Genomic DNA, 26,397 nt, shown 5'->3' on the forward strand with positions numbered 1-26,397 from the left:
CCGCGGATACCACATGAAGCCTATTCGTACCCTGCTTGCCTTCTCCCTCGGCCTGGCCCTGGTTGCGCCGCTTGCCTTGCTTGCGCGCAACGACAATGGCCCGATGCTGGCCGTGCCGACTACCGACCAGGCCACCACCTCGCGCCTGGTCTACGGCCTGCTGTCGGACAGCCGCTACGCCTACCGACCGCGCGCGCTGGACGATGCGCTGTCGCAGGACATCCTCAAGCGCTACCTTGAAGCCCTCGACCCCGGCAAGGTGTTCTTCACCGCGCAGGATGTCGCCGGTTTCGACCAGTACAAGACCCGCCTGGACGATGCGATCAAGAGCGGCGACGTGGCGCCGGCATGGGCGATGTTCGCGGTGTACCGGCAACGGATGAATGAGCGCCTGACCCAGGCCCGTACCTTGCTCAAGGGCAATTTCGACTTCACCACCGACGAGCAATATCAATACGATCGCGAAGACGCGCCGTGGGCTGCCAGCAAGGATGTGCTGGATACGCTGTGGCGGCAGTCGGTCAAGAACGACTGGCTGCGCTTGAAGCTGGCTGGCAAGAAGCCCGACGAGATCCGCAAGACGCTCGACAAGCGTTACGCCAACGTGCTCGACAGCGTGTCGGAGCTGAAGGGCGACGACGTGTTCCAGAGCTTCATGAATGCCTACGCCAGCGCGATCGATCCGCATACCGATTACATGAATCCGCGCAGCGCGGAAAACTTCAACCTGACCATGTCCAACTCGCTGGAAGGCATCGGCGCGGTGCTGCAGAAACAGGACGACGTGGTGCTGATCCGCGAGATCGTCCCCGGCGGGCCGGCTTCGCGCAGCAGCCTCAAGCCGGGCGACCGGATCACAGCGGTCGGCCAGGGTGCGTCGGGCGAGATGAAGGATATCGTCGGCGTGCGTATCGATGATGCGGTGCAGTTGATCCGAGGTGCCGCTGATAGCCAGGTGCGGCTGGATGTAATTTCTGCCGAGGCCCCGCTGGACGCAAAGCCGGAACGGCTGGTGCTGACCCGTGCCAAGGTGCGCCTGGAAGACCAGGCGGCCAAGGCCGAGACCATTACCGTTCCCGCAAGCCAGGGTGAGCCGGCGCGCAAGATCGGCGTGATCAAGTTGCCGGGCTTCTACCAGGACTTCGATGCGCGCCGCCGCGGCGACGAGAACTACGCATCGGCGACCCGCGACGTCGCCCGCCTGCTGGCCCAGTTCCGCGCGCAAAAAATGGATGGCGTGGTGCTGGACCTGCGCAACAACGGTGGCGGCTCGCTGAGCGAAGCAGTTGAACTGACCGGCCTGTTCATCGATCAGGGCCCGGTGGTGCAGGTGCGTGAATCCAGCGGCCGGGTCAGCGTCGAGGACGACCGCAAGCCGGGCGTGGCCTGGACCGGTCCGCTGGCGGTATTGGTCAACCGCGGTTCGGCATCGGCATCGGAAATCGTGGCCGGTGCGATCCAGGATTACGGTCGCGGCCTGATCATCGGCGAGACCACCTTCGGCAAGGGCACGGTGCAGAACATGGTCGATCTGGACCGCTGGCCGGCTAACGAGAAGCCGCGCTTCGGCCAGGTCAAACTGACGATTGCGCAATTCTTCCGCCCGGGCGGCAGCAGCACGCAGAACAAGGGCGTGGTGCCCGATGTCGGCTTCCCGATCAGCGTCGACGCCAGCGAATACGGCGAGAGCAAGTTCGACAATGCCTTGCCATGGACGCGGATCGCGGTGGCGCCGCATGTGCAGTACGGCAATTTCGTCTCGCTGTTGGGCAAGCTTGACGCACGCCATGATGCTCGTGTGGCCAAGGACATCGAGTTCCAGTGGTTTGCCGAAGATGTGGCGAGCTTCCGCGAGCAGCAGGCCAAGAAGTCGGTCTCGCTCAACGAGATAGCGCGCCGCACCGAGCGTGACAAGTTTGATGCCCTGCGCAAGCGTCGGGCGGAGCAGCGGGTGTTTTTAGGCATAGAGTTGGATCCGTTGTTGCAGCCGCTTTCCGACGACGGCCTGCAGGACAGCGAGCGCAACGTCGTGCAGGATGCCGCGCGCGACAAGGCGGCCAAGAAACGCACTGATCCGTTGTTGCGAGAATCCGCGGCGATCCTGGGCGATGCAATTGGCCTGCTTGGTGCCGATGCCAAGTTGTCCGCACAGGTGTTGCCGGAATCGCATAGTGCCGGCCACTGGGTGGATTGAGCCTCTCGACATGCATTGAACGGCGGGCGCCATTGCGGCGCCCGCTGTGTTTTCGGGGCATCCTATTTCCGGGCATCAAGTGCTGGCTTGAATCAACAATGGAATGCAACGCACGGGGACATGCGCGATGCAGGGCACGGACAATACGGCAGGCAGCGCCGGCTCGCGGGTGGCAGTCGCGCTGGCCTTGGTCTATCTGATCTGGGGATCGACTTACCTGGGGATCCGCTTCGCATTGGAGGGCGGGTTTCCGCCGTTCCTGCTCGGCGGGATGCGCTTCACCATTGCCGGCACGCTGATGTTCGCGGTGCTGCGCTGGCGCGGCATGCCGGTGCCGACCCGCGCGCAGTGGGGCAATGCGGCGGTGATGGGCGTGCTGTTGTTGCAGCTCGGCAACGGCATGGTGAATCTCGCGGAAAAGACCGTGCCCTCGGGCATGGCCGCAGTCGCGGTGGCATCGGCGCCGCTGTGGATGGGCGTGTTCGCGGCGATGCGTGGCGAACGGCCAAACAAGCTTGAATGGATCGGTTTAGGTATCGGCTTCCTCGGTGTGGTCTGGCTCAATTCCGGTACCAGCCTGGGCACGGCCCCGCGCGGCTTGCTCGCCTTGCTGGTGGCATCACTGGCATGGTCGTTCGGCTCGATCTGGAGCCGTGGCCGCGACCTGCCATCACCGTTCATGGCTGCGGCGGCGCAGATGATCTGCGGCGGACTGGTGATGTGCGTGGTCGGACTGGCGCTCGGCGAGCGCATGCATGCGCTGCCGACGCACGCGGGGATCGCGGCATTTGTGTACCTGCTGGTATTCGGTTCGATCGTCGGTTTTTCCGCCTACATCTGGTTGCTGCATCACGTGCGCCCGGCGCTGGCCAGCAGCTATGCCTACGTCAACCCGGCGATTGCGGTCGCGCTTGGCGCGTGGCTCGCGGGCGAGCGCTTCGGCATGCATGAACTGGTCGCGATGGGAGTGATCCTGTTCGGTGTGGTGGTGATTACGCTGGCCAAGGCGCGACGGTCAAAAACGCGTCCTTCGAAAGCGCATCGGTCGAAAGCGAAGGCGCCAACATGACCTCGTCACGCCTGGACCGGCGCGGGCTGTGGGTCGCCATCGGTGCGTTCCTGATATGGGGCGTGATGCCGCTGTACTGGCACCTGCTCAAGTCGGTGCCGTCGATGCAGATCATCGCCCACCGGATCATCTGGAGCACGCTGCTGGTAGCCGGCTGGTTGACCTGGAAATACGGTCGCGGCTGGCTGCGCGAAACGCTGTCACATCCACGCGCGTCCTGGATGCTCGCACTCAGTGGCGGGCTGATCGCGTTCAACTGGGGCATGTACATCTGGGCGGTGAATGCCGGCCATGTGGTCGAGACCAGCCTGGGGTATTTCATCAACCCGCTGCTCAATGTGGTACTGGGCGTGGCGCTGCTGCATGAGCGCCTGAACCGCGTGCAATGGCTGTCGGTTGCGATTGCGACAGGTGGCGTGCTGTGGCTGACATTCAACTACGGCAGCTTCCCGTGGATTGCACTCAGTCTGGCGGTGTCGTTCGGCACCTATGGGTTGGTGCGCAAGCTGGTTGGCGTGGCGCCGGTGCGCGGGTTGGGTGTGGAAAGCCTCTACCTGGTGTTGCCTGCGCTGGTCCTGCTGCTGTGGGGTGAGCTGCATGGCGACAGCCATGTGATCGCATATGGCGCGAGCGCCAGTTGGGACTGGCAGATCATCGCGTTGCTTGTGCTTGGCGGCGCGCTGACCGCGCTGCCGTTGATCGGGTTTGCCGATGCGGTGCAGCGGATCCCGTTTTCGATGGTTGGCGTGTTGCAGTACATCGCGCCGACGATGCAACTGCTGATCGGCGTGCTCGTATTCCATGAGCCATTCGGCCGCGAGCGTGTCATTGGATTTACTTGCATCTGGATCGCGCTGGCGATCTTCGCCGCCGATGGTGTATTGCGATCCCGCCGCGCGAACGCGGCGGGAATTGCCAAAGGCTGAGTGGATTAGAGCGAACGAGAAGAATCAGGCGGCGCGTAGCGCGTCGGCCACCGGCAGCCGTGCGGCACGCAATGCCGGAAACAGGCCACCGACCAAACCAATCCCCAATGCCCACTTCAAGCCGGTCCACAGCAGTTCCGGCGACACCCGGAACTGGAACACCACCTGGCTGAAGTTCTGCCCAAGCGTGCTGACCGTGTAGCCGTTGAACACCAGCCACGCAATGGCGGCACCCAGCAACCCGCCGAGCAGGGCCAGCAGCATGGTTTCCAGCATTACCGCGGTGACCACCGGCAGGCCGCGGAAACCGAGTGCGCGCATGGTCGCGATCTCGCGCGCACGACCGGCCACTGCTGCGTACATCGAGTTCAGTGCGCCAAACACCGCGCCGATCGCCATGATGCTGCCGATCACCGTGCCGAGGATATTGATCAGCTTGGTCAGGCCTTCGGATTGTTTGGCGTAGTAGTCATGCGTGGTTTCGATGTCGAGCTTCAGCCGCGGGTCGGCAGCAAGCGCGGCCTTGAGCCGCTTGAAGCCATCCTTGCCGTCCAGCTTGACGGTCATCGACTGGTACGAGCTGCGCTGATACGCCGGGCCGAGGACTTCGGCGTCCGCCCACAGTTCGGAGTCGTGTGAGTCACCCGACTTGAACACGCCGACGACGGTCCACATCTGGTTGGCCAGCTTGAGTTGCTTGCCAAGTTCGAGGCCCCGGAACTGATGCCGCGCGCCGTCGCCCACGACAATTTCGCGCAGGCCGCCATTGAACTTGCGACCCTCGATGATCTTGAGCTTGGGTCGCAACGCCCACGCCGCTTCGCCCACGCCGCGGAACTGCACGTTGACATCGTTGCCATCGGACATCGCCGGCATGTTGACCACCTGCGACAGTTCCGGCGAAGCCAGTGGCTTGCCGTCCGCGCCCTTGGCAATGCCCGCGAGCCCGCCGATCAGCGGCACCTGGTCGCGGGTGATCACCGAATTGGTTTCGGCCTGCGAGCCGCCGCGCAGGATAATCGCGGTGTCGTCGCCACCGGTCTTGTCGAGCGTGGCCTTGAAGCCTTCGCCCATCGCCAGCATCGCCACCAGCACACCAACCACGCCGGCGATGCCGACGACGATGACCAGCGACGCGCCCCAGCGTTGTGGCAGTCCGGCGATACCGATCGAGGTCGCCGCCCTTGCCAGCTTGCCGCTGCGGGTCAGCATCAACCAGAGCGCGATCAGCACCACCAGGCCAGCAACTGCGTACCACGGCAGCATGATCCAGGTCACCAGTCCCGCAGCGAGTGCCAGCACGGTCAACAGGCCGGCGAAAAATCCCTTGAGTCGTTTCATATCGTGAATTCCATTATCGGCCGGCCAGTGCATCGACTATGTTGAGCCGCATCGCGCGTACCGCCGGCAGCAGGCCGACGATCACGCCAATCACCACCATCAGCAGCAGCCCGGTCAGCCAGGTCTGGGTCAACATCCCGGGCAACTGGATCATGCCGCCGCTCGCGGCGCTGACCGCTGGCACCAGCACCGCAGCGATGCCGAGTCCGATCATCCCGCCCAGCACCACCAGCAACACCGATTCGCCCAGCACCAGCCACAATACGCTGCGGTTTGAGAAGCCAATCGTCTTCAGCACCGCCAGCTCGGGGATCCGCTCGCGCACCGCCTGCGCCATGGTATTGCCGGTCAACAGCAGCAGGGTGAAGAACACCGCGGCCATGATCGCCGTGACGATCAACCCGATGTCAGCGAACTGCTTGGCAAAGGACTGCTGGAACGACGCTTCACTTTGGGTCTTGGTCTCGTGGTCGGAATTCGCGCTGAGCTTGTCGATGGCATGTGCCACGCGATCCGCGTTGTCGCCATCGGGTGAGACCACGAACCAGCCGAGCTTTCCCTTGACGTAGTCGTTGGCTTCGTCGAAGTACTTCCAATGGAAGAACATCACGTTTTCCTGGCCCTTCTGTTTCGGGTCTTCGACCTTGTAAATGCCGCGCAGCGTGAACGACCAGTCGTTGCTGCCCTTGGTTGGGAAAATGGTCGCCTGCAGCGGGATGGTGTCGCCTACTTTCCAGCCGAATCGCTTCGCCAGCGCCTCACCCACGACCGCGCCGGTACGGTCATCGAGCCATGCCTTCTTCTGCGCCGCCGGCAGTTTGAATTCCGGATACAGGTCCATGTAGTCGGGGCTGACCGCGAAGTTCGGGAAGAAGTTTTTCGGGTCCTGGTAAATGCCGCCAAACCATGCGGCATACGCGGCTTTCTTCACGCCGGGCGTCGCGCGCACCTGCTCAGCCAGGCTGTACGGCAGCATCTGCGTGATCGACAGACGCGAGGACGTGATCATGCGGTTGGCGCCCGCGACCTGGCCGCCGGAATTGAACGCCACGCGGACCGAGTCGAGCATCCCGAACAGCAGGAATGCGGCCATCACCGACAGCAGGGTCAACAGTGTGCGGGTCTTGCTGCGGAACAGCGCGGCCCAGATCAGGTGCAGGTATTTCATCGCTGCCTCCGCTTATGCCGCGTGTTCGGTCTGCTCGACCAGGTTGCCCTTGTCGAGGTGCAATGTATGCGTCGCATATTCGGCGGCCTTCGGGTCATGGGTGACCATCACGATGGTCTTGCCGTGTTCGCGGTTGAGCGTCTGCAGCAGGCCCAGGATCTCCTCGGCCGACGCGCGATCAAGGTCACCGGTCGGTTCGTCGCAGATCAGCAAGGTCGGATCGGACACGATCGCACGGGCAATCGCCACGCGCTGCTGTTGGCCGCCGGACAGTTCCGCCGGTCGGTGCTTGCCACGATCGGCAAGGCCGACCAACTGCAGCGCGATCTCGGCGTTCTGCTTGCGCTGCGCGGCGGAGAGTTTCGTCAGCAGCAGCGGCAGCTCGACGTTCTTTTGCGCGGTCAGGGTCGGCATCAGGTTGTAGAACTGGAACACGAAGCCGACATGGTTGCTGCGCCATTGCGACAACTGGCCGGAGCCCATCGTGTCGATGCGGGTGCCGCCGACTGAAATCTGCCCCGAGGTCGGCGAATCCAGTCCGCCGATCAGGTTGAGCAGGGTGGTCTTGCCGGAACCCGAAGGCCCCATCAACGCGACGAAATCGCCTTCTTCGATGTCGATGTCGAGGCCATTGAGCACGTCGACCTTTTCCGGGCCGCGCTGGTAGGTCTTGTGCAGGTTACGGATGCTGACGAGGGTGGACATGTTGGCTCCTGTTGGCTCTTGCTTGTCATTCCCGCGCAAGCGGGTCGCTTCTCACAACCCTTATGGCTGTGTATCCAGCTTTTGTGTTCTTGCGTTTCACACTGATCTTTTCTGGCTGATCGTTATTCGTTGTTCGCGTCGGCGCCTGGTTCCTCACGCGCCAATCGCACGCGCGTGCCGTCGACGAGCTTGTCGGATGGCGAAAGGATCACCGCGTCGCCGCCGATCAGGCCTTGCAGGACTTCGCGGTCGTCGCCGAGCGTGCGACCGAGCGTGACGCTGTGCATGCGCGCCTGTTCGCCATCCATCACGAAGGCTACGTCCTTGCCGCCGCGCTGGATAATCGCATCCGCAGGCGCGAGCACGCCGGGCTTGGCGGTCGTGTCGGCCGGCTTGACCTCTTCCAGGAAGCTGACCCGTGCGCCCATGTCCGGCACGATCCGTGCATCCTTCGCATCAATGCCCACGCGCACCTTGACCGTGGCTTTGCCGCGGTCGGCGGCTGGGATAATCGCGATCACCTTGCCGGGAATTTTCCAATCCTGGTAGGCATTGAGCACGGTTTCGGTCGCCATGCCAGGCTTGACCCGGCCGATGAAGGCTTCGCCGACTTCGACTTCCACTTCAAGCGAATCCATATCAACAATCGTGCCGATGCCGGTACGGGTGAAACCGCCACCTGCCGACAGCGGCGAGACGATTTCACCCGGCTGCGCGGCCTTGGCGATCACCACGCCGGCGAAAGGCGCACGCACGATGGTGTTGTCCACGCTGTGTTCGGAGATGCGCAGCGAATCGCTGGCGACCTGGGCGTTGCGTTGCGCGGTGGTCACCTGCGCACGCAGGACGTCACGCTGGGAAACGGCTTGCTCGTACTGCGCACGCGAGACAAGTTTCTGGCCAACCAGGGCACCCAGACGCGCGGCATTGCTTTCGGCGTCCTTGAGCTGTGCGCGCACGCTGTTGATCTGGCTGCGCGCGACCAGCACCTGCGATTGGGAAAGATCACGCTGTGCGTTGGCATCGATCGGATCCAGCGTGGCCATGATCTGGCCGGCTTCGACCCGCTGGCCTTCCTCGATCATGATCTCGCGCACCTTGCCGGTGATCTTGGCCGACACAGTGGCCATTCGCCGCGCCACCACATAGCCGGTCGCATCCAGCACCGACGGGTTGCCGCCGCCGTTGCCGATCGCCACGACTTGGGCGGTCTTCACTTCAATACCCTTGGCACGGCCAAAGATTGCCCAGCCCGCGATGCCGATCACCAGCAATGCCGCGATCACCGTCAGCGTGATCCACAGGCCACGTTTCGAGGCGGGCGGCGGAGTGCTGCGGTCGATCTTGAGGGATTTCAGCAGGTCGGCGTTGGACGCGCTCATGGAGTCATGCTCATCGAAAACTGTTTCCGGAAACAGAAAGGCCCAAGTGTGACGTCTGTTGCAAGCGTCCGCCAATGCGAAAGGCCATGGGTGCAGGCTAGGGCACGCGAGCGCCAAGGTCACCTGACGATTGTCATGTCAATCAGGTGATGGGCTCGACTGCCGACGTGGTCGATGCGCGCCTATTGTCGGTGCACATCCTCGGAGGACAGCACCATGCATGGTGGCAACGGCGACGAAAAAAGCAGCGATGGAAGCCGTGGCGTGCTGGCGCGACTGCATGGCGTCAGCAAGGCCTACGGAAAATTGCGTGCGCTGGACGGGATCGACCTGTGCCTGCACCAAGGCGAGTTGCTGGCCTTGCTCGGCCCGAATGGCGCCGGCAAGACCACCGCGATCGGCTTGTTGCTCGGCTTGATCCGCGCCGATGCCGGCGAAGTCAGCCTGTTCGGGCTGGATCCGCAGGACATTCGCGCACGCCGCAACATCGGCGTGATGCTGCAGGACGCGGCATTGCCGCTGACTTTGCGCGTCGGCGAATTGATCCGGCTCACTGCGAGCTATTACCCGAACCCGCGCAGCGTCGCCGAAAGCGCCGACCTTGCCGGCGTCACCGACCTGTTGAAGCGTCCCTACGGCAAGTTGTCCGGTGGCCAGCAGCGCCGCGTGCAATTCGCACTGGCATTGTGCGGTCGCCCGCGCTTGTTGTTCCTCGACGAGCCCACCGTCGGCATGGACATCGATGCACGGCAAAGACTGTGGGTGGCAATCCGGCATCTGGTCGCCGAAGGCAATTCGGTTGTATTGACCACGCACTACCTGGAAGAAGCCGAAGCGCTGGCGACACGTGTTTGCGTGATGGCGCGCGGACGGGTGATCAGCGAAGGCAGCGTGGAAGCGCTGCGTGCACGGATCGCCTTGAAGCGGGTCTGGTGCTCGACAAAGTTGACGCTGGAAGAGCTGCAGGCGTGGCCTGAAGTCGCAGAGGCGCGCATTGATGGCGAACGCCTGTGCCTGTCCACCGAACATCCGGAACTGCTGGTGCGCCGGCTGCTGGCGCAGGACATCGCGCTCAAAGGCCTTGAAGTGCGCGCCGCCGGCCTGGCCGAAGCCTTCACCGAACTCACCCGCGACGACGACAAAGTCGCCCTGCAGGAAGCCGCCTGATGAACACCACGATTGCTCCCATGAGTGCTGCGATGCCACGCGCGCTCGTGTTCAACGCCTATGTGCAGGAAGCGCGCAGCGAAATCGTGCGCTACCTGCGCAATCCCGGCTTCCTGTTGCCGGTGATCCTGTTTCCTACGGTGTTCTACCTGATGTTCGGGGTAGCGCTGGCGCATGCGGAAGCACCGGGCATGGCCACCTACCTGCTGGCGAGCTATGGCACGTTCGGTGTGATGAGTCCGGGTCTGTTCGGCTTCGGGGTATCGCTGGCGCTTGAGCGCGACAACGGCCTGCTCACCCTCAAGCGCGCGTTGCCGATGCCACCCGCCGCCTATCTGCTGGGCAAGATGTTGATGGCGATGATCTCGGCCGCCATGGTCATCCTGCTGTTGCTGGGCCTGGCCGTCGGCGTCGCGCATGTTTCGCTCAGTGTCGGCCAGGCCGCTGCGCTGTTGCTTACCGGCACGCTTGGCGTGCTGCCGTTCTGCGCGCTGGGCATGCTGGTCGGCACCCTGATCAAGGGCCAGGGCGCGCCCGGCATGCTCAACCTGATCTATCTGCCGATGTCGTTCCTGTCGGGCTTGTGGGTGCCGTTGCAGATCCTGCCGGCGACCCTGCAGCGCATTGCACCGGTGTGGCCCAGCTATCACCTCGACCAGATCGCCTTGCATGCGCTGGGTGTCACCCATGGGCCGGTGTTGCAGCACGTGTTGGTGTTGTGCGGCTTCACCGCCGGCTTCCTGTGGCTGGCCGCGCGCCGGTTGCGCCGGAATGGCTGAGCGTTGATCAACGCGGCGTGCAGTAGCATCCACTCGTGAAACTTCCAAAGCTCCTTCGCCAATGGATGACGCCAGCGCCGGATTCAACTACGGCTGATGCGATCCGTCGCGGCAAGTCGCCGTGGGCCGATTCCGTGCACCTGTTGTGGTCGCTTTGGGTGTTTATAACCCCGCTGCTGAACAATGGCTACGACGTGCGTTGGGTGGCACTGACATTGGTGTCTTACCCGATATTCCTGTGGTTGTATGTCAGGGTGCTGCTCGCGCCGCGCCGGAATAGCTGGCGTTATGCACTCGGCATGGCGGCCTTGAGCCTGGTGTTGTTGCGCTGGTATCCGTCAGGCCTCAGCTACTTCATTTTCGGCTGCGTGATGATGCGGGTGTCCGCATCGCGCCCAAGCCTGGGCCGCTATCTCCTGCAGCTGCTGGCGATGAACGCGGTGTATATCGGGGTCGTCGCTTGGATCGGCTATCCCCTGCAGATGTGGTTGTGGGTGCCGGTGATGACACTGATCATCGGCGTGATCATCAATGTCGAACATGCCAGCCAAGAGAAAGACGCAGCACTGGCGTTGTCGCACGACGAAGTGCGCCGGTTGGCCGCGACCGCCGAGCGCGAACGCATCGGCCGCGACCTGCACGATCTTCTGGGCCATACGCTGTCGCTAATCACCCTGAAGCTGGAACTGGCGCGCAAGCTATCCGAGCGCGACCCCGATGCATCGCGGCGTGAGCTGGTCGATGCCGAACGCGTGGCGCGCAGTGCACTGGCTGAAGTGCGCAGCGCGGTCACCGGGATTCGCTCGACCGGCCTGGCTGCGGAGCTGGCGTCGGCGCGCTTGATGCTGGAATGCTCGCAGGTACACCTGCAGTACGAACTGCCGCCGGGCAACCTGCCGGAAGCACTCGAGCATGGCCTGGCGTTGGTGTTGCGCGAAGCCGCCACCAACATCACCCGGCATGCCCAGGCCGGGCGTGCGCAAATGCGGTTCGTACGCGAAACGGACGTGCTGCAACTGACGATTGCCGATGATGGTCGCGGCGGCGTCAATACCGATGGCAATGGCCTTGCCGGCATGCGCGATCGCGTGCGCGAACTTGGCGGCACCCTTAGCATCGAATCCCCGCGTGGTGGCGGTACCCGGCTACTGGTAAGGGTGCCAATCAAAGACATCGAGGCCGAGGATATTGAAAACGGAGACATCGAGAGCGGGGGCCGCCATCAGGCCATCGAAGGACTGACCCAGCTGTCGCGACTCGGCGGCGCGGGATGGCCGGCGTGACCACTTCAATTCGGATCTTGTTGGCCGAAGACCAGGCCATGGTGCGCGGTGCGTTGACGGCGCTGCTGGGGCTGGAAGATGATCTCGAAGTCGTTGGCGCCGCCGCTGATGGCGAAGCGGCATGGCGCGAACTGCAGCGGCTGAAACCCGACCTGCTGGTGACCGACATCGAAATGCCCGGCCTGTCCGGGCTGGAACTGGCGCAGCGGATCCAACGCCACGAATTGCCGACCAAAGTGGTGATCGTCACCACCTTCGGGCGTGCCGGTTTCCTGCGCCGGGCGCTCGATGCCGGCGTCTGCGGATACCTGCTCAAGGACGCGCCGGCCGAAGACTTGGCCGAAGCCTTGCGCAAGGTGTATAAAGGCGGCCGCGCGATCGACCCGCAATTGGCGCTGGACGCCTGGGGCAAGGCCGATCCGCTGAACGACCGCGAGCGCCAGGTGCTGCGGCTGGCCGGCGAGGGCATGTCAGCCGGCGAGATCGCGAGCCAGCTGAATCTTTCGCAGGGCACCGTGCGCAACTACCTGTCCGAGGCGATCGGCAAGCTGGGCGTCGGCAACCGGATCGAGGCTTACCGGCTGGCGCGGCAACAGGGCTGGCTTTAGCGGTTGCAGGCGGTTGGCACGATGCTTGCTTGAATGTTCCTGGGGCGTTCGAAGGTTCGCCGCCTACCGCAACGAGGCAGCATGCACGCATGAACAACGATACTCGCCAGCGCAGTCGTACCGGGTTGATCATGGCCGCGGTCATTTTCATCGCGATCGGCGTCGGCGTGGTGCTGGGCGCGCATCGATTGATCATGGATGCGTCGTCGGTGACCCATAGCAACGAGGTCATCGTGCGCATCGACGAGCTCGAAGCGAGGTTGCGCGATGCCGAGGCGGCGCAACGTGGCTACCTGCTCACCGCCAATCCGATCTTCCTTGCCGACTACCGCAACGCCAGCGAGAAATTGCCGGGTATCTATGCAGATCTGCGCGGGCGCATTCACGATAACCCCGCGCAATTGGCCCGTGCGCAGTCGCTGTGGGCGCATGTACAGCAGCGCGCACGACAGCTGGCGCAAACCCTAAGTCGCTATCGCGAAGGGGGGTTGCCCGCTGCACAAGCAGCCATCGACCACGGCGTCATCGAGTCGTCGACCGCGATCCGCCAGCAGGCCGAGGCGATGCGCGAGGCCGAAGTCATCCTGCTCGTGCAGCGCGGCGAGTCGACCCATGACAGCGCAAACCTGCTGCGTGAGCTGGCCTTGCTCGGCATTCCGATCGGGATCCTGGTGATCCTTTCGGTATACCGCCTGCTGGTGCTGGAGATCCGTCGGCGCGGACAAGCGGAAGGAGAGACCGCGCAAGCCAACGAACAGCTTCAGGTCACGCTGGAGCGCGTGGAGCTTCGCAGCACCGAACTGCGGGCACTGAGCAATTACGGCAGCATGCTGCAAAGTTGTGCCCAGCCCGAAGAAGCCTGGCAGCTGACCGAAAGCCTGTTCGCCACGATCTTGCCAGACGCGGCCGGTAGCATCTACCGAATTCGCAATTCGCAGGATCATGCCGAGCTCGCCGCGCAATGGGGCGAGACTGCGCAAGTGTCCCCCGAGATGATCGCGGTCGATGCCTGCTGGGCGCTGCGTCGCGGCCAGCCGCATGCAACCGATGCGATGCATGGCGCGCGCTGCACGCACCTGGGCGCCGAAGGCGCCGTGGATTCAACCGACTTATGCGTGCCGCTGGTGGCCCAGGGCGCCCAGCTCGGGTTGCTCAGCCTCTCGAGTAGCGAGCAATCGCTGTCGGCGCATCGCGACATCATTGAAGCAGCGGTCGAAAAACTGTCGATGGCGTTGGCCAATCTGTCGCTGCAGGATCGCCTGCGCCAGCAGTCGATCCGCGATCCGTTGACTGGCCTGTTCAACCGCCGCTACCTGGAGGAATCCGCCACGCGCGAACTGGCCCGTTGCGCGCGTCGGGGCCTGCCGTTATCGCTTCTGATGCTGGATATCGACCATTTCAAGTCCTTCAATGACCTGCATGGACATGCGGGTGGTGACACCGTGCTGGCGCAGTTCGGCAAGCTGTTGCAGACGATTACCCGTGGCGAGGACATCGTCTGCCGCTATGGCGGCGAGGAATTCACCCTGATCCTGCCCGAGGCCGACGTCGAGGCAGCTAGCGCGCGTGCCGAAGCGATCCGGTTGGCGGTGGAAGCCATGCAGGTGCCGTATCTGGGCAAGCTGCTGCCGAAGGTGACGGTGTCGATCGGGGTGGCCGGTTACCCCGCACATGGCCAGACCCAGGAGACGTTGATGCAGGCAGCCGACAAGGCGCTCTATCAGGCCAAGCGTGCCGGCCGCAACCGGATTGAGATTGCCATAGGCATGTGAGGAGCGATTGAGCGAGGACGCCCGACGCGTACTGCCACGCGCAACCCCGTGTCAGCCGGCGTAACGTGCCTGCAGCATCGCGAAGGTTGCACGCAATCCCTGTGCCTCGCCGCCGGTTGGTTTGCCGGGGCGGTCGCTGTCGTTCCACGAATACACATCGACATGGCCCCAGGCCTGGCCTGCAGGCACGAAGCGTTCCAGATACAACGCCGCGGTAATACTGCCGCCCATGGTCGTGTTGCTGCTGTTGGCGAGATCGGCAATGCCGCTGGTCAGGTAGCGCAAGTATGGGCGCCACAGCGGCATCCGCCACAGTGGATCGCGGCTGTGTTCGCCAGCACCAAGCCAGTCGCGAGCTAGCGTTTCATCGTTGCTGTACAGCGCCGGCAGATCCGGGCCGAGCGCAATGCGTGCGGCGCCGGTCAGGGTAGCGAAGTCCAGCAGTAGCTCGGGTTCCAGTTCGCCCGCACGGGCCAGCGCATCGCACAACACCAGTCGGCCCTCGGCGTCGGTATTGTCGATCTCCACGCTCACGCCCATTCGGGTGGCGATGACTTCGCCGGGACGGAATGCATTCGGGCCAAGCGAGTTCTCGACCGCGGGTACCAGAAGCGTGATGCGCACCGGCAACCGGCGCGCCATGATCAGTTCCGCCAACGCGATCGCATGCGCACTGCCGCCCATGTCCTTCTTCATGTTGCGCATGCCGACGGCCGACTTGATGTCCAGCCCTCCGGAGTCGAAGCACACACCCTTGCCGACGAGGGCGACATGTGGATGCGCCGCGTCGCCCCAGCTCAGTTCGATCAACCGCGGTGCACGATGCGAGGCGCGGCCGACCGCGTGGATCGCCGGGAAGTTCTGTTCAAGAAGCGCGTCGCCAGTGATCACGGTGATGTCGGCGCCATGCCTGCTGGCGATGTCGCGCGCGACTGCTTCCAGCTCATCCGGGCCCATGTGCTCGGTCGGCGTGTTGACCAGGTCGCGTACGCGCACGCAGGCAGCGAGCACGTCGAAGCCGGCATCGTCGAAAGCATCGCTTACCAACTGTGCCGGCATGCGCGACGCGGTCTTGTAGCGGGTGAAGCGATAACAGCCCAAGCCCCAACCCAATTGCAATGCATTGCGCGCGCCTGGATCCGACGCCCCGACCGCCTGCCAGTCGGCCAGCGGCAGCGCCAGCGGCGCATGTGCATACGACAGCGGATCCAGTGGATCGCCGATGCCGATCACCGCGCCGGCGATGCCGCCATCGGCATCCGGCCATGTCATTGCGCTGCCGGCGCTGGCGTCGAACTGCTGCGCATCCAGCCATGCTTGAACCGCTGCAGGTTGCGCAGCGCGCCAGACTGCCAGGCCGTCGCGCTGGACGAAATGCAGCGGCCGTGGCGCGGCGGCTTCGCGGTTTGTTGCAAAACCAGTCGGCAGGGTCATGCGGCGTCCTCGAGACTCTCTGGCGGTGTCGTATCCAGCCAGTCGGCCAGCGCGGTCAGTGTGGTGAATTCGATATCGGCGCGCGGCAGTTCCAGCGGCCAGGCATGGTCACCACGGTCGATCCAGCAACTGCGCAGGCCAGCGCGCGCAGCACCGGAGACATCCATGTGCGGATGATCGCCGACGTGCAGCACCTCATCCGGCGCCACGCCGAGTCGCCGGCAGGCTTCCTGGAACAGGCCGGGATCGGGTTTCGCCGATCCGAATTCGCGCGCGCCGAGCTGGAAGCGGAAGGATGATGCGATGCCGATCGCGGCAAGGTCGGCATTGCCATTAGTCAACGCCGCCACTGGCAGGCAGGCGGTGATGCGCGCCAGGCCTTCGCGGGCATCGGGATAGAAATCGACGCGATTGCGCTCGCGGAAGAAAATTGCGTAAGCCGCGGACGCCAGCGTGGGGTCGTCGCCGGAATCCTGCAATGCACGCTCGATCGTCAGCCGCCGCAACAGGCCCAGGTCGTGTTCATGCTGCGGGAATGCCGCGTGCACGCGTTCGCGCAAGGCGCGCATCTCGCTGATCGGGAAGCGCTCGGCGGTGCGCGGACTGTGCACGACGAACCACGCGTGCAGGGCCTGTTCGATGCGTTCGCCGATCGGGGCGAACGGCCACAGGGTGTCGTCAAGGTCCAGGCTGATGGCACGAATCGGAAAACGCATCCCGCCATTGTAGGGCGGGGCCCGGTCCGCCGTCGTGATAACCGTCGCGCCGCGCCGCCGATAAGCGGCTGCGCGCGGCCTGCAAACTCATTCCAGCAGGCGCGCCCAGCCATCCAGGCCTTCGATCCGGGTCAGCACGATCTTCACGCAGACCAGCAGCGGCACTGCCAGCAACAATCCGATGATGCCCCACAGCCAGCCGAACACCATCAGTGCCAGGATCAGCACCAGCGGCGACAGTGCCATTCGCCGGCCCAGCACAATCGGCGTCAGCAGCTGGCCTTCCAGCGTGTGCAGGCCCAGGTAGATGGCGGGAGGCAACAGCGCCTGCAGTGGCGTCGAATAGGTGGCGAAGCCCATCAGGACCATCACCACGATCCCGATCAGCGGCCCGACATAGGGTGCGAAGTTGAGGATCGCGGCCATCGTGCCCCACAGCAGTGCTTCGTCCAGTGGCACATTTAGGAAAAAGTACAGGCAGCCGGCGAATATCAGCCCGACCACCATGTTGATGACGCTGATGGTCAGCACATAGCGGCTGATCTCGGTTTCGATCGCCTGCATGATGCCGGCCGTGACTTTTTTCTTCTGGCGGTCGGGCAATAGCGCGATCGCATTGCGCTGCAAGTGTTGCCCATAGACCATGAAGAAGAACGTCAGCAGCACCACCGCCAGCACGCTGGTCACCGCTCGAGGCGTCGCGATGAGCGATTTGTAGGGATCGTTGACTTCGGTCTTGACGATCTGCACCGGCTTGCTGGTGCTTTCGCCGCCGGCAGCGCGCGCGATGTTTTCCGCAGCCTTATTCGCCGCTTGGACTGGTTTAGCCATCGCCTGAAGTTTCGGGGTGAGCTTGCGCAGTTGTTTGGGTGCATCGCGTACCCAATCGCTGGCGGGTGCCGACAGCTGCTGGCCCAATGCCACGGTCAACGTGATGCCCGCGGCCAGTACCAGCACCGCGCCGATGAAGCGCGGGATGTACAGGCGCCGCAGCAGGCGCAGGATCGGATTACCGACCAGCGCGAAGAACATTGCCAGCAACACTGGCAGCAGAAGATCCTGTGCCGCCCACAGTGTGTAACCGACCGCCAATATCGCCAGCACCACCATCGCGAACGGCGCGCGCGGACGCGATTGCAGGGAGACGTCCGTCGAGGACGGCGGCAGCGCGGCGTCGCTTTCCAGACTCATATGGCGGCGCTTTGGGTGGAGGTCGAAGCGCTGGCGTCGGGCGCAGTTGAGACGGCGACATCGGCCGCCTGCCCGGCCTCATCGGCGGCGGCCTGTGCACTACCGCTGGCGAACAGTCCGGACAGCGCGGTCACCAGGTTCAATACCCCGCCGCCGCCAACCAACTTCAGCGGCTTTGCACGCCCGATCAGGAATCCCGAGGCCAGCCCGGCAATCACGATCCGACCCGGCGTCCAGCCTTCCTTCCAGACGATCTTCAGGTCCTTCCAGCGCGCCATGGTGCGCCGCTCGCTGGTTTCAAGCGCGACCTCCGCCTGCTTTACCTTCTTGATCAGCGCATCAAAACTCATGGTGGCGTCTCAATTGCGTGCGGCTCATGGTGGGGTGACGTCCACGCCCAAGCCTTTCTTGACCGGGTCGCTGCTGGTGGCCTCAGCCATGCGCTCGGCTGCGGACTCGGTGGATTCATGGCTGTCGGCATCCGGCATGAAGGCCGCAAGTTCGCCCAGGCCCAGCCGCGCAAGCTGACGACGGGTGGCGCGCATCCGGGTGTGCTCGAAATAGCGCATCGCCCACCACGCGGCAAGCACGGTGGCGGTCACGCTGAGCAGCGCAGTCACCAGCAGCGACAGCGGCCACGGCCAGCCCAGGCTACGACTCAAGGCCACGATCAGCGTGGCCATTAACAGCAGCCAGGATGAGGCGCCAAACGCGATAGCCACTCCGGTCAGGGCCAAGGTGCGCCCGAATGCACTGCGCGCCAGCGAGAAATCCGCCGCGACCAAGATCCGCAGCGCCTTGGCCGCGTCATTGGCCGCCTTCAGGCCCGCGCGACCGCTTGCGCCGAATTCGCGCAGCGCTTCGGCGATGTCGGGTGCAGCGGTGTCGCTACCTGCCTGTTGTCCTGCCGATTCCTGGTCAGGCGAATCGTTGGGATCAGGCGATTGCGTGTCCGGCCCGTCACTCATTGCAGCGACTTACTTGTCGCTGCGGCCGAGCTTGGAAATGATCCAGCCGGCGGCGAAGGCGACGCCGAACGCAGCCAGCGGGCGCTCGCGGATCAGTTCGGCGGCACTGTCGACCAGGTCGCGACCCTTGTCCATCAGCTTGTCGACCTGTTCGCCGGTCGCACCACCCAAATGTTCGGCTGCGCTCAAACCGGCCAGTGCGCCATCGGCGAGTTCGGACTTCATCTGCGCCCGGCCCAGCTTGACTTCATCGCCTGCTGCGCTGGCGGCACCCTTGAGTGCATCGCCCGCAGCGACTGCGGCCTGCTTCAAGTGGCTGCCGGCTTCGCCCAGGTTGCTCTTGACCGCGTCGGTATTGGTGCTCATGTCGGAATCCTTACGTAAGTTGGACGGAAAGCGTGGACGGAAAGCGTGGACAGAAAGTGGAAGCTTGGCATCGAAGGCGTGATGCGCTTGTCATGGCGCGCAGCGTGAGTATGCGCGGTCAGCGCATCGGCAGGTCGCCGCGGATGCGGCCGCGCAGCACGCGCAGGATCAATGCATTCGGCGCATTGGGTGTTGAGGCAAACGCAGCGCGGAAGCCGCCCAGGTCACTGAACTGCCCGGTGCTGGAAGCCAGCACCACGTCGCCCTTCTGCAGCCCGTTCTGGGCGGCGCGACTACCGCGTGCCACATCCTCCACCAGCACGCCGCTCAAACCCTGCCGGCGCAGCGACTCCGGCAACTCGGCGAAACTCGCGCCAGCCAATCGCGCATCCAGCTGCATGCCCTGCAATGCCTTCGGTGCTTCGCGCAGGCCAGTGACCAGTTGCAGCAGTTTGCCGTCGCGGTGCACATCGAGCGTCACCCTTGTATCGACCGCCTGCAGGCCCTGGAAATTGCGCAGCGCCTCGGCGTTTTCGATGTGCTCGCCGTTCGCGGCCAGGATCACGTCGCCGACCTTGAGCCCGGCCAGTGCTCCCGCCGAACCCGGATAGACGCGGGTCACCACCGCGCCACGGATCTCGTCCAGCCCCAGCCCCTTGGCGATGCGCGCATCCAGGTCCTGGGTGTCGATGCCCAGGGTGCCGCGGCGGACCACACCGCCGGCCAGCAACTGGTCCTTGATGCCCGATGCCAGGTTGGACGGGATTGCGAAACCCAGCCCGATATTGCCGGCCATCGAGCCACGCGGGTTGTAGCTGGCGGTGTTGATGCCGACCAGTTCGCCATTGAGGTTGACTAGTGCGCCGCCGGAATTGCCGGGGTTGATCGAGGCATCGGTCTGGATGAAATTCTGGAAGCCGGCGCCGGGCAGGTTGTTACGGCCCACCGCCGAGACAATGCCCGAGGTCACGGTCTGTCCCACGCCGAACGGATTGCCGACCGCGACCACGAAGTCGCCGATCTGCAGTTGATTGCTGTCGGCCACTGGAATGGCTGTCAGGTTCTCGGCCGGAATCCGCATCAGGGCGACGTCGGTATCCGGGTCGGAGCCGACGAACTCGGCCTTCAGCGTACGCCCGTCGGCCAGGTTCACTGACACTTCGTCGGCGTCCTCGATCACGTGGTTATTGGTCAGCACCAGGCCGCGCTTGGCATCGACGATCACGCCCGAACCCAGCGACTGCGCGATGCGCTCCTCGGGAATGCCGAACATGCGGCGAAACACCGGGTCGTCGCCGAATGGCGTGTTGACCCGCACCCGTTGTTTGCTGGTCACGCTGACCACCGCCGGCAATACCCGCTTGAGCATCGGCGCCAGCGACGGCATCGGCATGCCGGCAACTGCGGTCGGCAGCGCGCCTGCGGCTGGCAGTGTGGCGGGCGTGGCAGGACTGGCCGCGAGCGGCGCCTCGACCAGTTGGGTCAGCGCGGTGGCGGCGAACCCGCCAAACGCGGCGGCGGCGGTCAGCGCCAGCAGGGTGCGGCGGGCGTTGGAGCTCGAGCCGGGCTTGCTGGGTCCGGATTTGCCGGGCAGTGGGGTAGGTGTTTTGTGCTGCATTGCGGGATGACTCCGGGTCAAACGGGGGTCGGCACCGGTCGGCGCGCATTCACACTTTCACACCCACAGCTTGAATCTTCGGTGAAACCCAAGCCGGCTGCACGTGTCGGCGGTCACGTCCGGATTTCAAGCCCCGGCAGGCAAATTCTGGCGTTGACTTCGTTCCGGGCGCTGGATATGGTCGATCCGGTATTTCCACTACATCTTGTGGTTTGAGTCGCCTGACAGGCCCAAGCGTTGTGATTTTTGCAAGGCTTGGAATCGTCGGCATCCGTTGGGGAGCGGCGCAACGATGCAGCAGGCAACGGCGGCAACGCCACACAACGCAATCAGTGGCTGGGCGCAATGTGCGCGCGGCTGCGTCTTCGCCCCCGCGACGACACCACATAGACAGCACGGACGTGGCAGTGCCACGGCCGGACAAGGACAGGAGCAGTATTTGCTATGGCAGGCATGAACACGGTGAGGTTGGAAGCGGTGGCAACGGACCCAAAGCAGGACATCCCAATGCAGCCCACTTCGCTGGACATCTGGGACAAGAAGTACCGCCTGAAGACCAAGCAGGGCGCGCCGCTGGATGCCGACATCGATGGCACCTACAAGCGCGTGGCAAAGGCCCTGTCCGAAGCCGAGCCGACCGCCGAGTTGCAGCAATACTGGATGGAGCGCTTCACCTGGGCGCTGCGCCGCGGGGCGATTCCCGCCGGGCGCATTACCTCCAATGCTGGCGCGCAGGAACACAAGCCGGCCACCAGCACGATCAACTGCACCGTGTCGGGCACGATCACCGACTCGATGGACGGCATCCTGGACAAGGTCCATGAGGCCGGCCTGACCCTGAAGGCCGGCTGCGGCATCGGCTATGAATTCAGCACCTTGCGCCCGCGCGGCGCGTTCGTTGCCGGCGCTGGTGCGTACACGTCCGGCCCGATGTCGTTCATGGATATCTACGACAAGATGTGTTTCACCGTGTCGTCGGCCGGTGGTCGCCGCGGCGCGCAGATGGGCACCTTCGACGTGTCGCATCCGGACGTGAAGGACTTCATCCGCGCCAAGCGCGAAGATGGCCGCCTGCGACAGTTCAACCTGAGCCTGCTGATCACCGACGGCTTCATGGACGCGGTCAAGAATGACGGCGATTGGCCCCTGGTGTTCCCGGTGAATGCCAAGGAAGCGCACGAAGTCGACCTGGACAACACTGACCAGGTCATCTGGCGCGAATGGCCGACCCACAAGAGTTATGTCACTCGCGAGGACGGCCTGGTCGCCTGCAAGGTCTACGGTCACATCCGCGCGCGCCACCTGTGGGACATGATCATGGTGTCGACGTATGACTACGCCGAGCCGGGTTTCATCCTGATCGACCGCGTCAACGAGATGAACAACAACTGGTGGTGCGAAACCATCCGCGCCACCAATCCCTGCGGCGAACAGCCGCTGCCGCCCTACGGCGCCTGCCTGCTGGGTTCGGTCAACCTGACCAAGTTCGTGCGCAACCCCTTTACCGACCAGGCCAAGTTCGACTGGGAGGAATACAAGGAAGTGGTGCGCGTGTTCACCCGCATGCTGGACAACGTGGTCGAAGTGAACGGCTTGCCGTTGCAGAAGCAGCGCGACGAAATCGCGCGCAAGCGTCGCCACGGCATGGGCTTCCTCGGCCTTGGCAGCACCTTGACCATGCTCAAGATGAAGTACGGCAGCAAGGCCTCGTGCGAATTCACCGAGCGCATCGCCCGTGACATGGCCGTCGCCGGCTGGGAAATGGGCCTGTCGCTGGCCAAGGAAAAGGGCGCCGCCCCGATCATGGGCGAGCAATTCGACGTGACCGCCGCAATGCTCCGCCTGCGTCCGGAAATGGTGGCCGACGGCTGGAAGCTGGGCCAGCAGATTGAAGGCAAGACTCTGCACGCCAAGTACAGCCGCTACATGCAGAGGATCGCCGAAGTCGCGCCGGAATTGGTAGAGGAACTGGCCGAAGTGGGTTCGCGCTTCACTCACCATAGCTCGATCGCGCCGACCGGCACCATCTCGCTTTCACTTGCCAACAACGCCTCCAACGGCATCGAGCCCAGCTTCGCCCATCACTACAGCCGCAATGTGATCCGCGAAGGCAAGAAGTCGAAGGAAAAAGTCGACGTGTGGTCGTTCGAGTTGCTCGCCTATCGCGAGCTGGTGAACGCCAAGGCGATGCCGTATTCCGAAGACGCCGCCACCAAGCTGCCCGACTATTTCATCGCCGCCGATGACGTCAGCCCGAAAGAACACGTCGACGTGCAGGCCGCCGCGCAGAAGTGGGTGGACTCATCCATTTCCAAGACCGCGAACGTGCCGACGGACTACCCGTACGAAGAGTTCAAGGACATCTACCGCTACGCCCACGAGCAAGGCCTCAAGGGCTGTACCACGTTCCGCTTCAACCCGGCCGCTTTCCAGGGCGTGCTGGTCAAGGAAGCCGACCTCGAAAACACCACCTATCGCTTCGAACTGGAAGACGGCCAGGTGGTCGAGGTCAAGGGCAACGAGCAGATCGAATACGACGGCGAAATGCACACCGCCGCCAATCTGTTTGATGCGCTCAAAGAGGGCTACTACGGAAAGTTCTGAGGAAGGGTCACGGAAAATTTTGAGGCAGGTTAACGGCAAGTTCTGACCACCGGCCAACCGACGTTGCGATGCGTGTCCGTCACGCTGCACGCACGCCGTTTCCGGGTATAGCATCACGTTGTTGTACCCACCCAACCCAAGCCCTTTCGAGGAAGGTCAAATGAGCAATGGAAACGGAGTTGCGGCCACGTTGTCGAATGCCGCCGAGACTGTAAAAGAAACCGCCAGCAATGTCGGCAGCAGCATCGCGACCACCGCCGAAGGCGCCATGGACTCGGTAAAGAAAGCTGCAGGCAAGGCGAAGAAGGCGGTGAGCAAGGCAGCCAAGAAAGCCGAAAAGACCGTCAAGGCCGATGTCGCCAAGGTCAAGAAAGCGGTGAGCAAGAACACCGCCAAGGCTAGGAAGGCTGTCAAGACGACCACGGACAAGGCCAGGAAATCGCTGACCGACGCAAGTGCCTCGGCCAAGAAGGAAGTTGCCGCACTCAAGTCCAAGGGCGCCAGCAAGAAGGCGGCTGCCAAGAAAGCAGTGAAGAAAGCCGCGAAGAAGGCCACCGCCAAGAAGGCCACCGCCAAGAAGGCGGCAGTCAGGAAAGCCGTGAAGAAGGCTGCACCGAAGAAGGTGGCCAGGAAGGCTGCTGCAAAGAAATCGCCCGCCAAGAAGGCGGCACCGAAGAAGGCAGTGAAGAAGGCGCCGGCCAAGAAAGCCACGCCGAAGAAAGCTGCTGCAAAGAAAGCCGTGCCGAAAAAAGCCGCCAAGAAGGCTGCGAAGAAGAAGTAGTCCGCACCAGGCACCCCCTCCCGTCATGGGCGGGGGTGCTTTGTCACCACATCCATCCCCCGCATCGATACGCACCACATCGAATTGCAAAGAACACAGCACCGGAAACCACATGGCCGTCAGGATCGACAAGAAAATCAAGGGCTATACCGTCGTCACCCCCGAGGACAAGGCGAAGGAAGCCGTCAAGGCCGCAGCCGTCACCCGCGAAGCCGCCGAGGCCGAACTGGCCAAGGGCGCCGACGTCATCCAGATGCACGAGCGCATCGAGCGCCCGGAAGTGCTGATCGGTTCCACCTACAAGATCAAGTCGCCGCTGGTCGAACACGCCATGTACGTGACCATCAACGACATCGTGCTCAATGCCGGCACCGACCACGAGCATCGCCGCCCGTTCGAGATCTTCATCAACTCCAAGTCGATGGACCACTTCCAGTGGATCGTCGCGCTGACCCGGATCATGTCCGCCGTGTTCCGCAAGGGCGGCGACGTGACCTTCCTGGTCGAGGAAATGAAGGCCGTGTTCGATCCCAAGGGCGGCTACTTCAAGGCCGGTGGCGTGTACATGCCGTCGCTGGTCGCCGAACTCGGCATGATCATCGAAGACCACCTGAAGTCGATCGGCATGCTGCACGACCCGGAAATGAGCGCCGAGAACCGCGCCCTGATCGTCGAAAAGCGCCGCGCCTACGACACCCACCAGCGCTCAAAAAAAAAGCCTGAGATAAGCAAAGCGCCTGCCGCCGCTGCCACCGGTAGCGGTCACGAAGAAGACATCGAAGTCACCGGCGACGGCGCCAGCTTCCCGCCCACCGCGACCATGTGCCACAAGTGCAGCACCAAGGCGCTGGTCCTGATGGACGGCTGCGCGACGTGCTTGAACTGTGGGTATTCGAAGTGCGGGTGAGTTGTCTCCCCACTACTTGCGATGTTCCCTCCGCACTTGTGAATGAATGTATTTGATGTACGTAGACGAAAGTGGTGACCCTGGCATGATCAACTCGCCAAGCCGCCACTTCGTACTCTCCGGGCTCGTGATACATGAATTAACTTGGCTAGCGACATTGGACGCTTTGATCGATTTTAGGCGGCGCATGCGAACTAGCTTTGGGCTCAAATTGCGAGAAGAAATTCACGCAGCCCGCTTCATCAATAAGCCGGCAGATCTAAAACGTATTGCGCGACATGATCGACTGACAATCCTGCGCCATTTCGCTGATGAAATTGCACGACTTCAAGAGATTAGCGTCATAAATATAGTCGTAGATAAAGCAGGCAAGCCTGATGACTACGACGTTTTCGATAAAGCTTGGCAGGCGCTGATCCAGCGCTTCGAAAATACGATCATCCATCGGAACTTCCCAGGTCCAAACAATCCCGATGAAAGGGGTATGGTTTTCGCTGATGGGCAACCTTCTAAACAATTAACGGGTTTGCTCCGGCGCATGCGACGGCATAACCCTATTCCGAGTCAGCTGGCGGGCGCTGGGTACCGAAACATTCATTTAAAGAAGGTCATTGAAGACCCTGTTTACAGAGATTCCCGCCATTCGCTCATGGTGCAGGCTGCAGATTTATGCGCATTTTTGCTCTACCAAAAATTCGCTCCGAACAAGTACATGCGTCAGAGCGGAGGCGCGAACTACTTCGCGAGGATAGAACCTGTACTTTGTAAAGTGGCTTGTCCCCGAGATCCTCATGGGATTGTGCGCTTATAAAAAAGGGCGCCTCTCGGCGCCCGGGTGGATCCTAATGAGCGGACGAGCCGCCGGTTAGATCCAAATTCATGGTGCCAGACTCGACGGGAAGAGTCAACAAATTATGCACAGGGTTATCCACAGCCCAAAACACAAAACATGGGGTCAGAGTCGACTTTCTTGAGAGAAGCAGCCTGGATCCGCGATCGCTAAACTGCCAGCTACGAAAATTCCAAGCCCCCATAAGGAACATCCCATGGCGTTCACCACCACAGCCTCCGGCCTGCAGTTTGAAGACACCGTCGTTGGCACCGGCGCCGAGACACAGCCTGGCCGCAACGTCACCGTGCATTACACCGGCTGGCTGTTTGATAACGGCGAGCAGGGCGAGAAATTCGATTCCAGCAAGGATCGCGGCGAACCCTTCATCTTTCCGCTTGGTGGCGGCATGGTCATCAAGGGCTGGGATGAGGGCGTGCAGGGCATGAAGGAAGGCGGCCAACGCACGCTGATCATCCCCGCCAACCTTGGCTACGGTGCACGCGGCGCCGGTGGTGTCATCCCGCCGAATGCCACGCTCAAGTTCGAAGTCGAACTTTTGGGGGCTTGAGTGCGAGAAAAACGGAAT

24 protein-coding genes are annotated in these 26,397 nt (G+C 63.1%); 13 read left to right on the plus strand and 11 right to left on the minus strand.

What is annotated here, in order from left to right; genetic code table 11:
• The first annotated feature begins 13 nt into the window (after nucleotides 1–13).
• The 3 genes from PSV05_RS12920 to rarD all read left to right on the plus strand — a co-directional run bounded on the left by PSV05_RS12920 (nucleotide 14) and on the right by rarD (nucleotide 4,189).
• Nucleotides 14–2,194 carry a carboxy terminal-processing peptidase gene (locus PSV05_RS12920; RefSeq protein ID WP_300065845.1) on the plus strand — a complete coding sequence of 727 codons (2,181 nt, stop codon included), beginning with the start codon at nucleotides 14–16 and terminating at the stop codon, nucleotides 2,192–2,194.
• A gap of 127 nt (nucleotides 2,195–2,321) precedes the next feature.
• Entirely contained in the window at nucleotides 2,322–3,263 is a 942-nt protein-coding gene (gene yedA, locus PSV05_RS12925) for a drug/metabolite exporter YedA (RefSeq protein WP_300065848.1), read from the plus strand.
• On the plus strand, nucleotides 3,260–4,189 hold the full coding sequence (gene rarD / locus PSV05_RS12930; RefSeq protein ID WP_300065851.1) for an EamA family transporter RarD: 930 nt from the start codon (nucleotides 3,260–3,262) through the stop codon (nucleotides 4,187–4,189). Before yedA ends, rarD begins: the two co-directional genes overlap by 4 nt.
• A gap of 24 nt (nucleotides 4,190–4,213) precedes the next feature.
• On the opposite strand, the gene PSV05_RS12935 is transcribed toward rarD, so the two are convergent.
• From PSV05_RS12935 to PSV05_RS12950, 4 genes are all read right to left on the minus strand, one after another.
• Nucleotides 4,214–5,530 carry an ABC transporter permease gene (locus PSV05_RS12935; protein ID WP_300065854.1) on the minus strand — a complete coding sequence of 439 codons (1,317 nt, stop codon included), beginning with the start codon at nucleotides 5,528–5,530 and terminating at the stop codon, nucleotides 4,214–4,216.
• Between the two features lie 13 nt (nucleotides 5,531–5,543).
• Nucleotides 5,544–6,698: an FtsX-like permease family protein gene (locus PSV05_RS12940; RefSeq protein ID WP_300065857.1), complete on the minus strand. Its 1,155-nt coding sequence runs from the start codon at nucleotides 6,696–6,698 to the stop codon at nucleotides 5,544–5,546.
• 12 nt (nucleotides 6,699–6,710) lie between these two features.
• Nucleotides 6,711–7,403: an ABC transporter ATP-binding protein gene (locus PSV05_RS12945; RefSeq protein ID WP_300065860.1), complete on the minus strand. Its 693-nt coding sequence runs from the start codon at nucleotides 7,401–7,403 to the stop codon at nucleotides 6,711–6,713.
• Between the two features lie 122 nt (nucleotides 7,404–7,525).
• The gene (locus PSV05_RS12950; RefSeq protein ID WP_300065863.1) at nucleotides 7,526–8,785 is read right to left on the minus strand and encodes an efflux RND transporter periplasmic adaptor subunit; all 1,260 of its coding nucleotides are present in this window, start codon (nucleotides 8,783–8,785) and stop codon (nucleotides 7,526–7,528) included.
• Between the two features lie 216 nt (nucleotides 8,786–9,001).
• On the opposite strand from PSV05_RS12950, the gene PSV05_RS12955 reads away from it, so the two are divergent.
• The 5 genes from PSV05_RS12955 (at nucleotide 9,002) to PSV05_RS12975 (ending at nucleotide 14,394) form a co-directional block, all read left to right on the plus strand.
• Nucleotides 9,002–9,952 (plus strand): ABC transporter ATP-binding protein, encoded by a 951-nt coding sequence (locus PSV05_RS12955; protein WP_300065866.1) that lies wholly within the window; start codon nucleotides 9,002–9,004, stop codon nucleotides 9,950–9,952.
• The gene (locus PSV05_RS12960) at nucleotides 9,952–10,731 is read left to right on the plus strand and encodes an ABC transporter permease (RefSeq protein WP_300065870.1); all 780 of its coding nucleotides are present in this window, start codon (nucleotides 9,952–9,954) and stop codon (nucleotides 10,729–10,731) included. The genes PSV05_RS12955 and PSV05_RS12960 overlap by 1 nt, the downstream gene beginning before the upstream one ends.
• A 65-nt stretch (nucleotides 10,732–10,796) precedes the next feature.
• Nucleotides 10,797–12,014 carry a sensor histidine kinase gene (locus tag PSV05_RS12965; protein ID WP_300066976.1) on the plus strand — a complete coding sequence of 406 codons (1,218 nt, stop codon included), beginning with the start codon at nucleotides 10,797–10,799 and terminating at the stop codon, nucleotides 12,012–12,014.
• Nucleotides 12,011–12,622, plus strand: coding sequence for a response regulator transcription factor (locus PSV05_RS12970; protein WP_300065873.1), 612 nt, complete (start codon nucleotides 12,011–12,013; stop codon nucleotides 12,620–12,622). Before PSV05_RS12965 ends, PSV05_RS12970 begins: the two co-directional genes overlap by 4 nt.
• Before the next feature lie 89 nt (nucleotides 12,623–12,711).
• Complete coding sequence (locus PSV05_RS12975) at nucleotides 12,712–14,394, plus strand: diguanylate cyclase (RefSeq protein WP_300065876.1); 1,683 nt, start codon at nucleotides 12,712–12,714, stop codon at nucleotides 14,392–14,394.
• Nucleotides 14,395–14,445: 51 nt separating this feature from the next.
• Here PSV05_RS12975 and PSV05_RS12980 read toward each other — a convergent pair whose 3' ends face one another.
• The 7 genes from PSV05_RS12980 to PSV05_RS13010 all read right to left on the minus strand — a co-directional run bounded on the left by PSV05_RS12980 (nucleotide 14,446) and on the right by PSV05_RS13010 (nucleotide 20,687).
• Nucleotides 14,446–15,828, minus strand: a complete 1,383-nt coding sequence (locus PSV05_RS12980) for a leucyl aminopeptidase family protein (RefSeq protein ID WP_300065879.1) — start codon at nucleotides 15,826–15,828, stop codon at nucleotides 14,446–14,448.
• The gene (locus tag PSV05_RS12985) at nucleotides 15,825–16,544 is read right to left on the minus strand and encodes an HAD-IA family hydrolase (protein WP_300065882.1); all 720 of its coding nucleotides are present in this window, start codon (nucleotides 16,542–16,544) and stop codon (nucleotides 15,825–15,827) included. The genes PSV05_RS12980 and PSV05_RS12985 overlap by 4 nt, the downstream gene beginning before the upstream one ends.
• A gap of 87 nt (nucleotides 16,545–16,631) precedes the next feature.
• Nucleotides 16,632–17,735 (minus strand): AI-2E family transporter, encoded by a 1,104-nt coding sequence (locus tag PSV05_RS12990; RefSeq protein WP_300065885.1) that lies wholly within the window; start codon nucleotides 17,733–17,735, stop codon nucleotides 16,632–16,634.
• Nucleotides 17,732–18,085 (minus strand): hypothetical protein, encoded by a 354-nt coding sequence (locus PSV05_RS12995; protein ID WP_300065888.1) that lies wholly within the window; start codon nucleotides 18,083–18,085, stop codon nucleotides 17,732–17,734. Before PSV05_RS12995 ends, PSV05_RS12990 begins: the two co-directional genes overlap by 4 nt.
• Nucleotides 18,086–18,109: 24 nt before the next feature.
• The gene (locus tag PSV05_RS13000) at nucleotides 18,110–18,703 is read right to left on the minus strand and encodes a phage holin family protein (RefSeq protein ID WP_300065890.1); all 594 of its coding nucleotides are present in this window, start codon (nucleotides 18,701–18,703) and stop codon (nucleotides 18,110–18,112) included.
• A gap of 9 nt (nucleotides 18,704–18,712) precedes the next feature.
• Nucleotides 18,713–19,069, minus strand: coding sequence for a hypothetical protein (locus tag PSV05_RS13005; protein ID WP_300065892.1), 357 nt, complete (start codon nucleotides 19,067–19,069; stop codon nucleotides 18,713–18,715).
• Nucleotides 19,070–19,187: 118 nt separating this feature from the next.
• Nucleotides 19,188–20,687: a trypsin-like peptidase domain-containing protein gene (locus PSV05_RS13010; protein WP_300065895.1), complete on the minus strand. Its 1,500-nt coding sequence runs from the start codon at nucleotides 20,685–20,687 to the stop codon at nucleotides 19,188–19,190.
• Between the two features lie 453 nt (nucleotides 20,688–21,140).
• Between PSV05_RS13010 and PSV05_RS13015 the strand changes: the two genes are divergently transcribed.
• The 5 genes from PSV05_RS13015 (at nucleotide 21,141) to PSV05_RS13035 (ending at nucleotide 26,379) form a co-directional block, all read left to right on the plus strand.
• Entirely contained in the window at nucleotides 21,141–23,291 is a 2,151-nt protein-coding gene (locus tag PSV05_RS13015) for an adenosylcobalamin-dependent ribonucleoside-diphosphate reductase (protein ID WP_300066979.1), read from the plus strand.
• Nucleotides 23,292–23,451: 160 nt separating this feature from the next.
• Nucleotides 23,452–24,072, plus strand: coding sequence for a hypothetical protein (locus PSV05_RS13020; protein ID WP_300065898.1), 621 nt, complete (start codon nucleotides 23,452–23,454; stop codon nucleotides 24,070–24,072).
• 112 nt (nucleotides 24,073–24,184) lie between these two features.
• A complete protein-coding gene (locus PSV05_RS13025; protein ID WP_300065900.1) occupies nucleotides 24,185–24,979 on the plus strand; it encodes an NrdJb in 795 nt (264 codons plus the stop codon).
• Between the two features lie 55 nt (nucleotides 24,980–25,034).
• The gene (locus tag PSV05_RS13030; RefSeq protein ID WP_300065902.1) at nucleotides 25,035–25,790 is read left to right on the plus strand and encodes a DUF3800 domain-containing protein; all 756 of its coding nucleotides are present in this window, start codon (nucleotides 25,035–25,037) and stop codon (nucleotides 25,788–25,790) included.
• Between the two features lie 235 nt (nucleotides 25,791–26,025).
• Complete coding sequence (locus tag PSV05_RS13035) at nucleotides 26,026–26,379, plus strand: FKBP-type peptidyl-prolyl cis-trans isomerase (RefSeq protein ID WP_345782261.1); 354 nt, start codon at nucleotides 26,026–26,028, stop codon at nucleotides 26,377–26,379.
• Nucleotides 26,380–26,397 lie beyond the last annotated feature (18 nt).

The sequence above is a fragment of the Thermomonas sp. genome, assembly GCF_029945965.1.
In the GTDB taxonomy this organism is placed as follows: Bacteria; Pseudomonadota; Gammaproteobacteria; order Xanthomonadales; family Xanthomonadaceae; genus Thermomonas.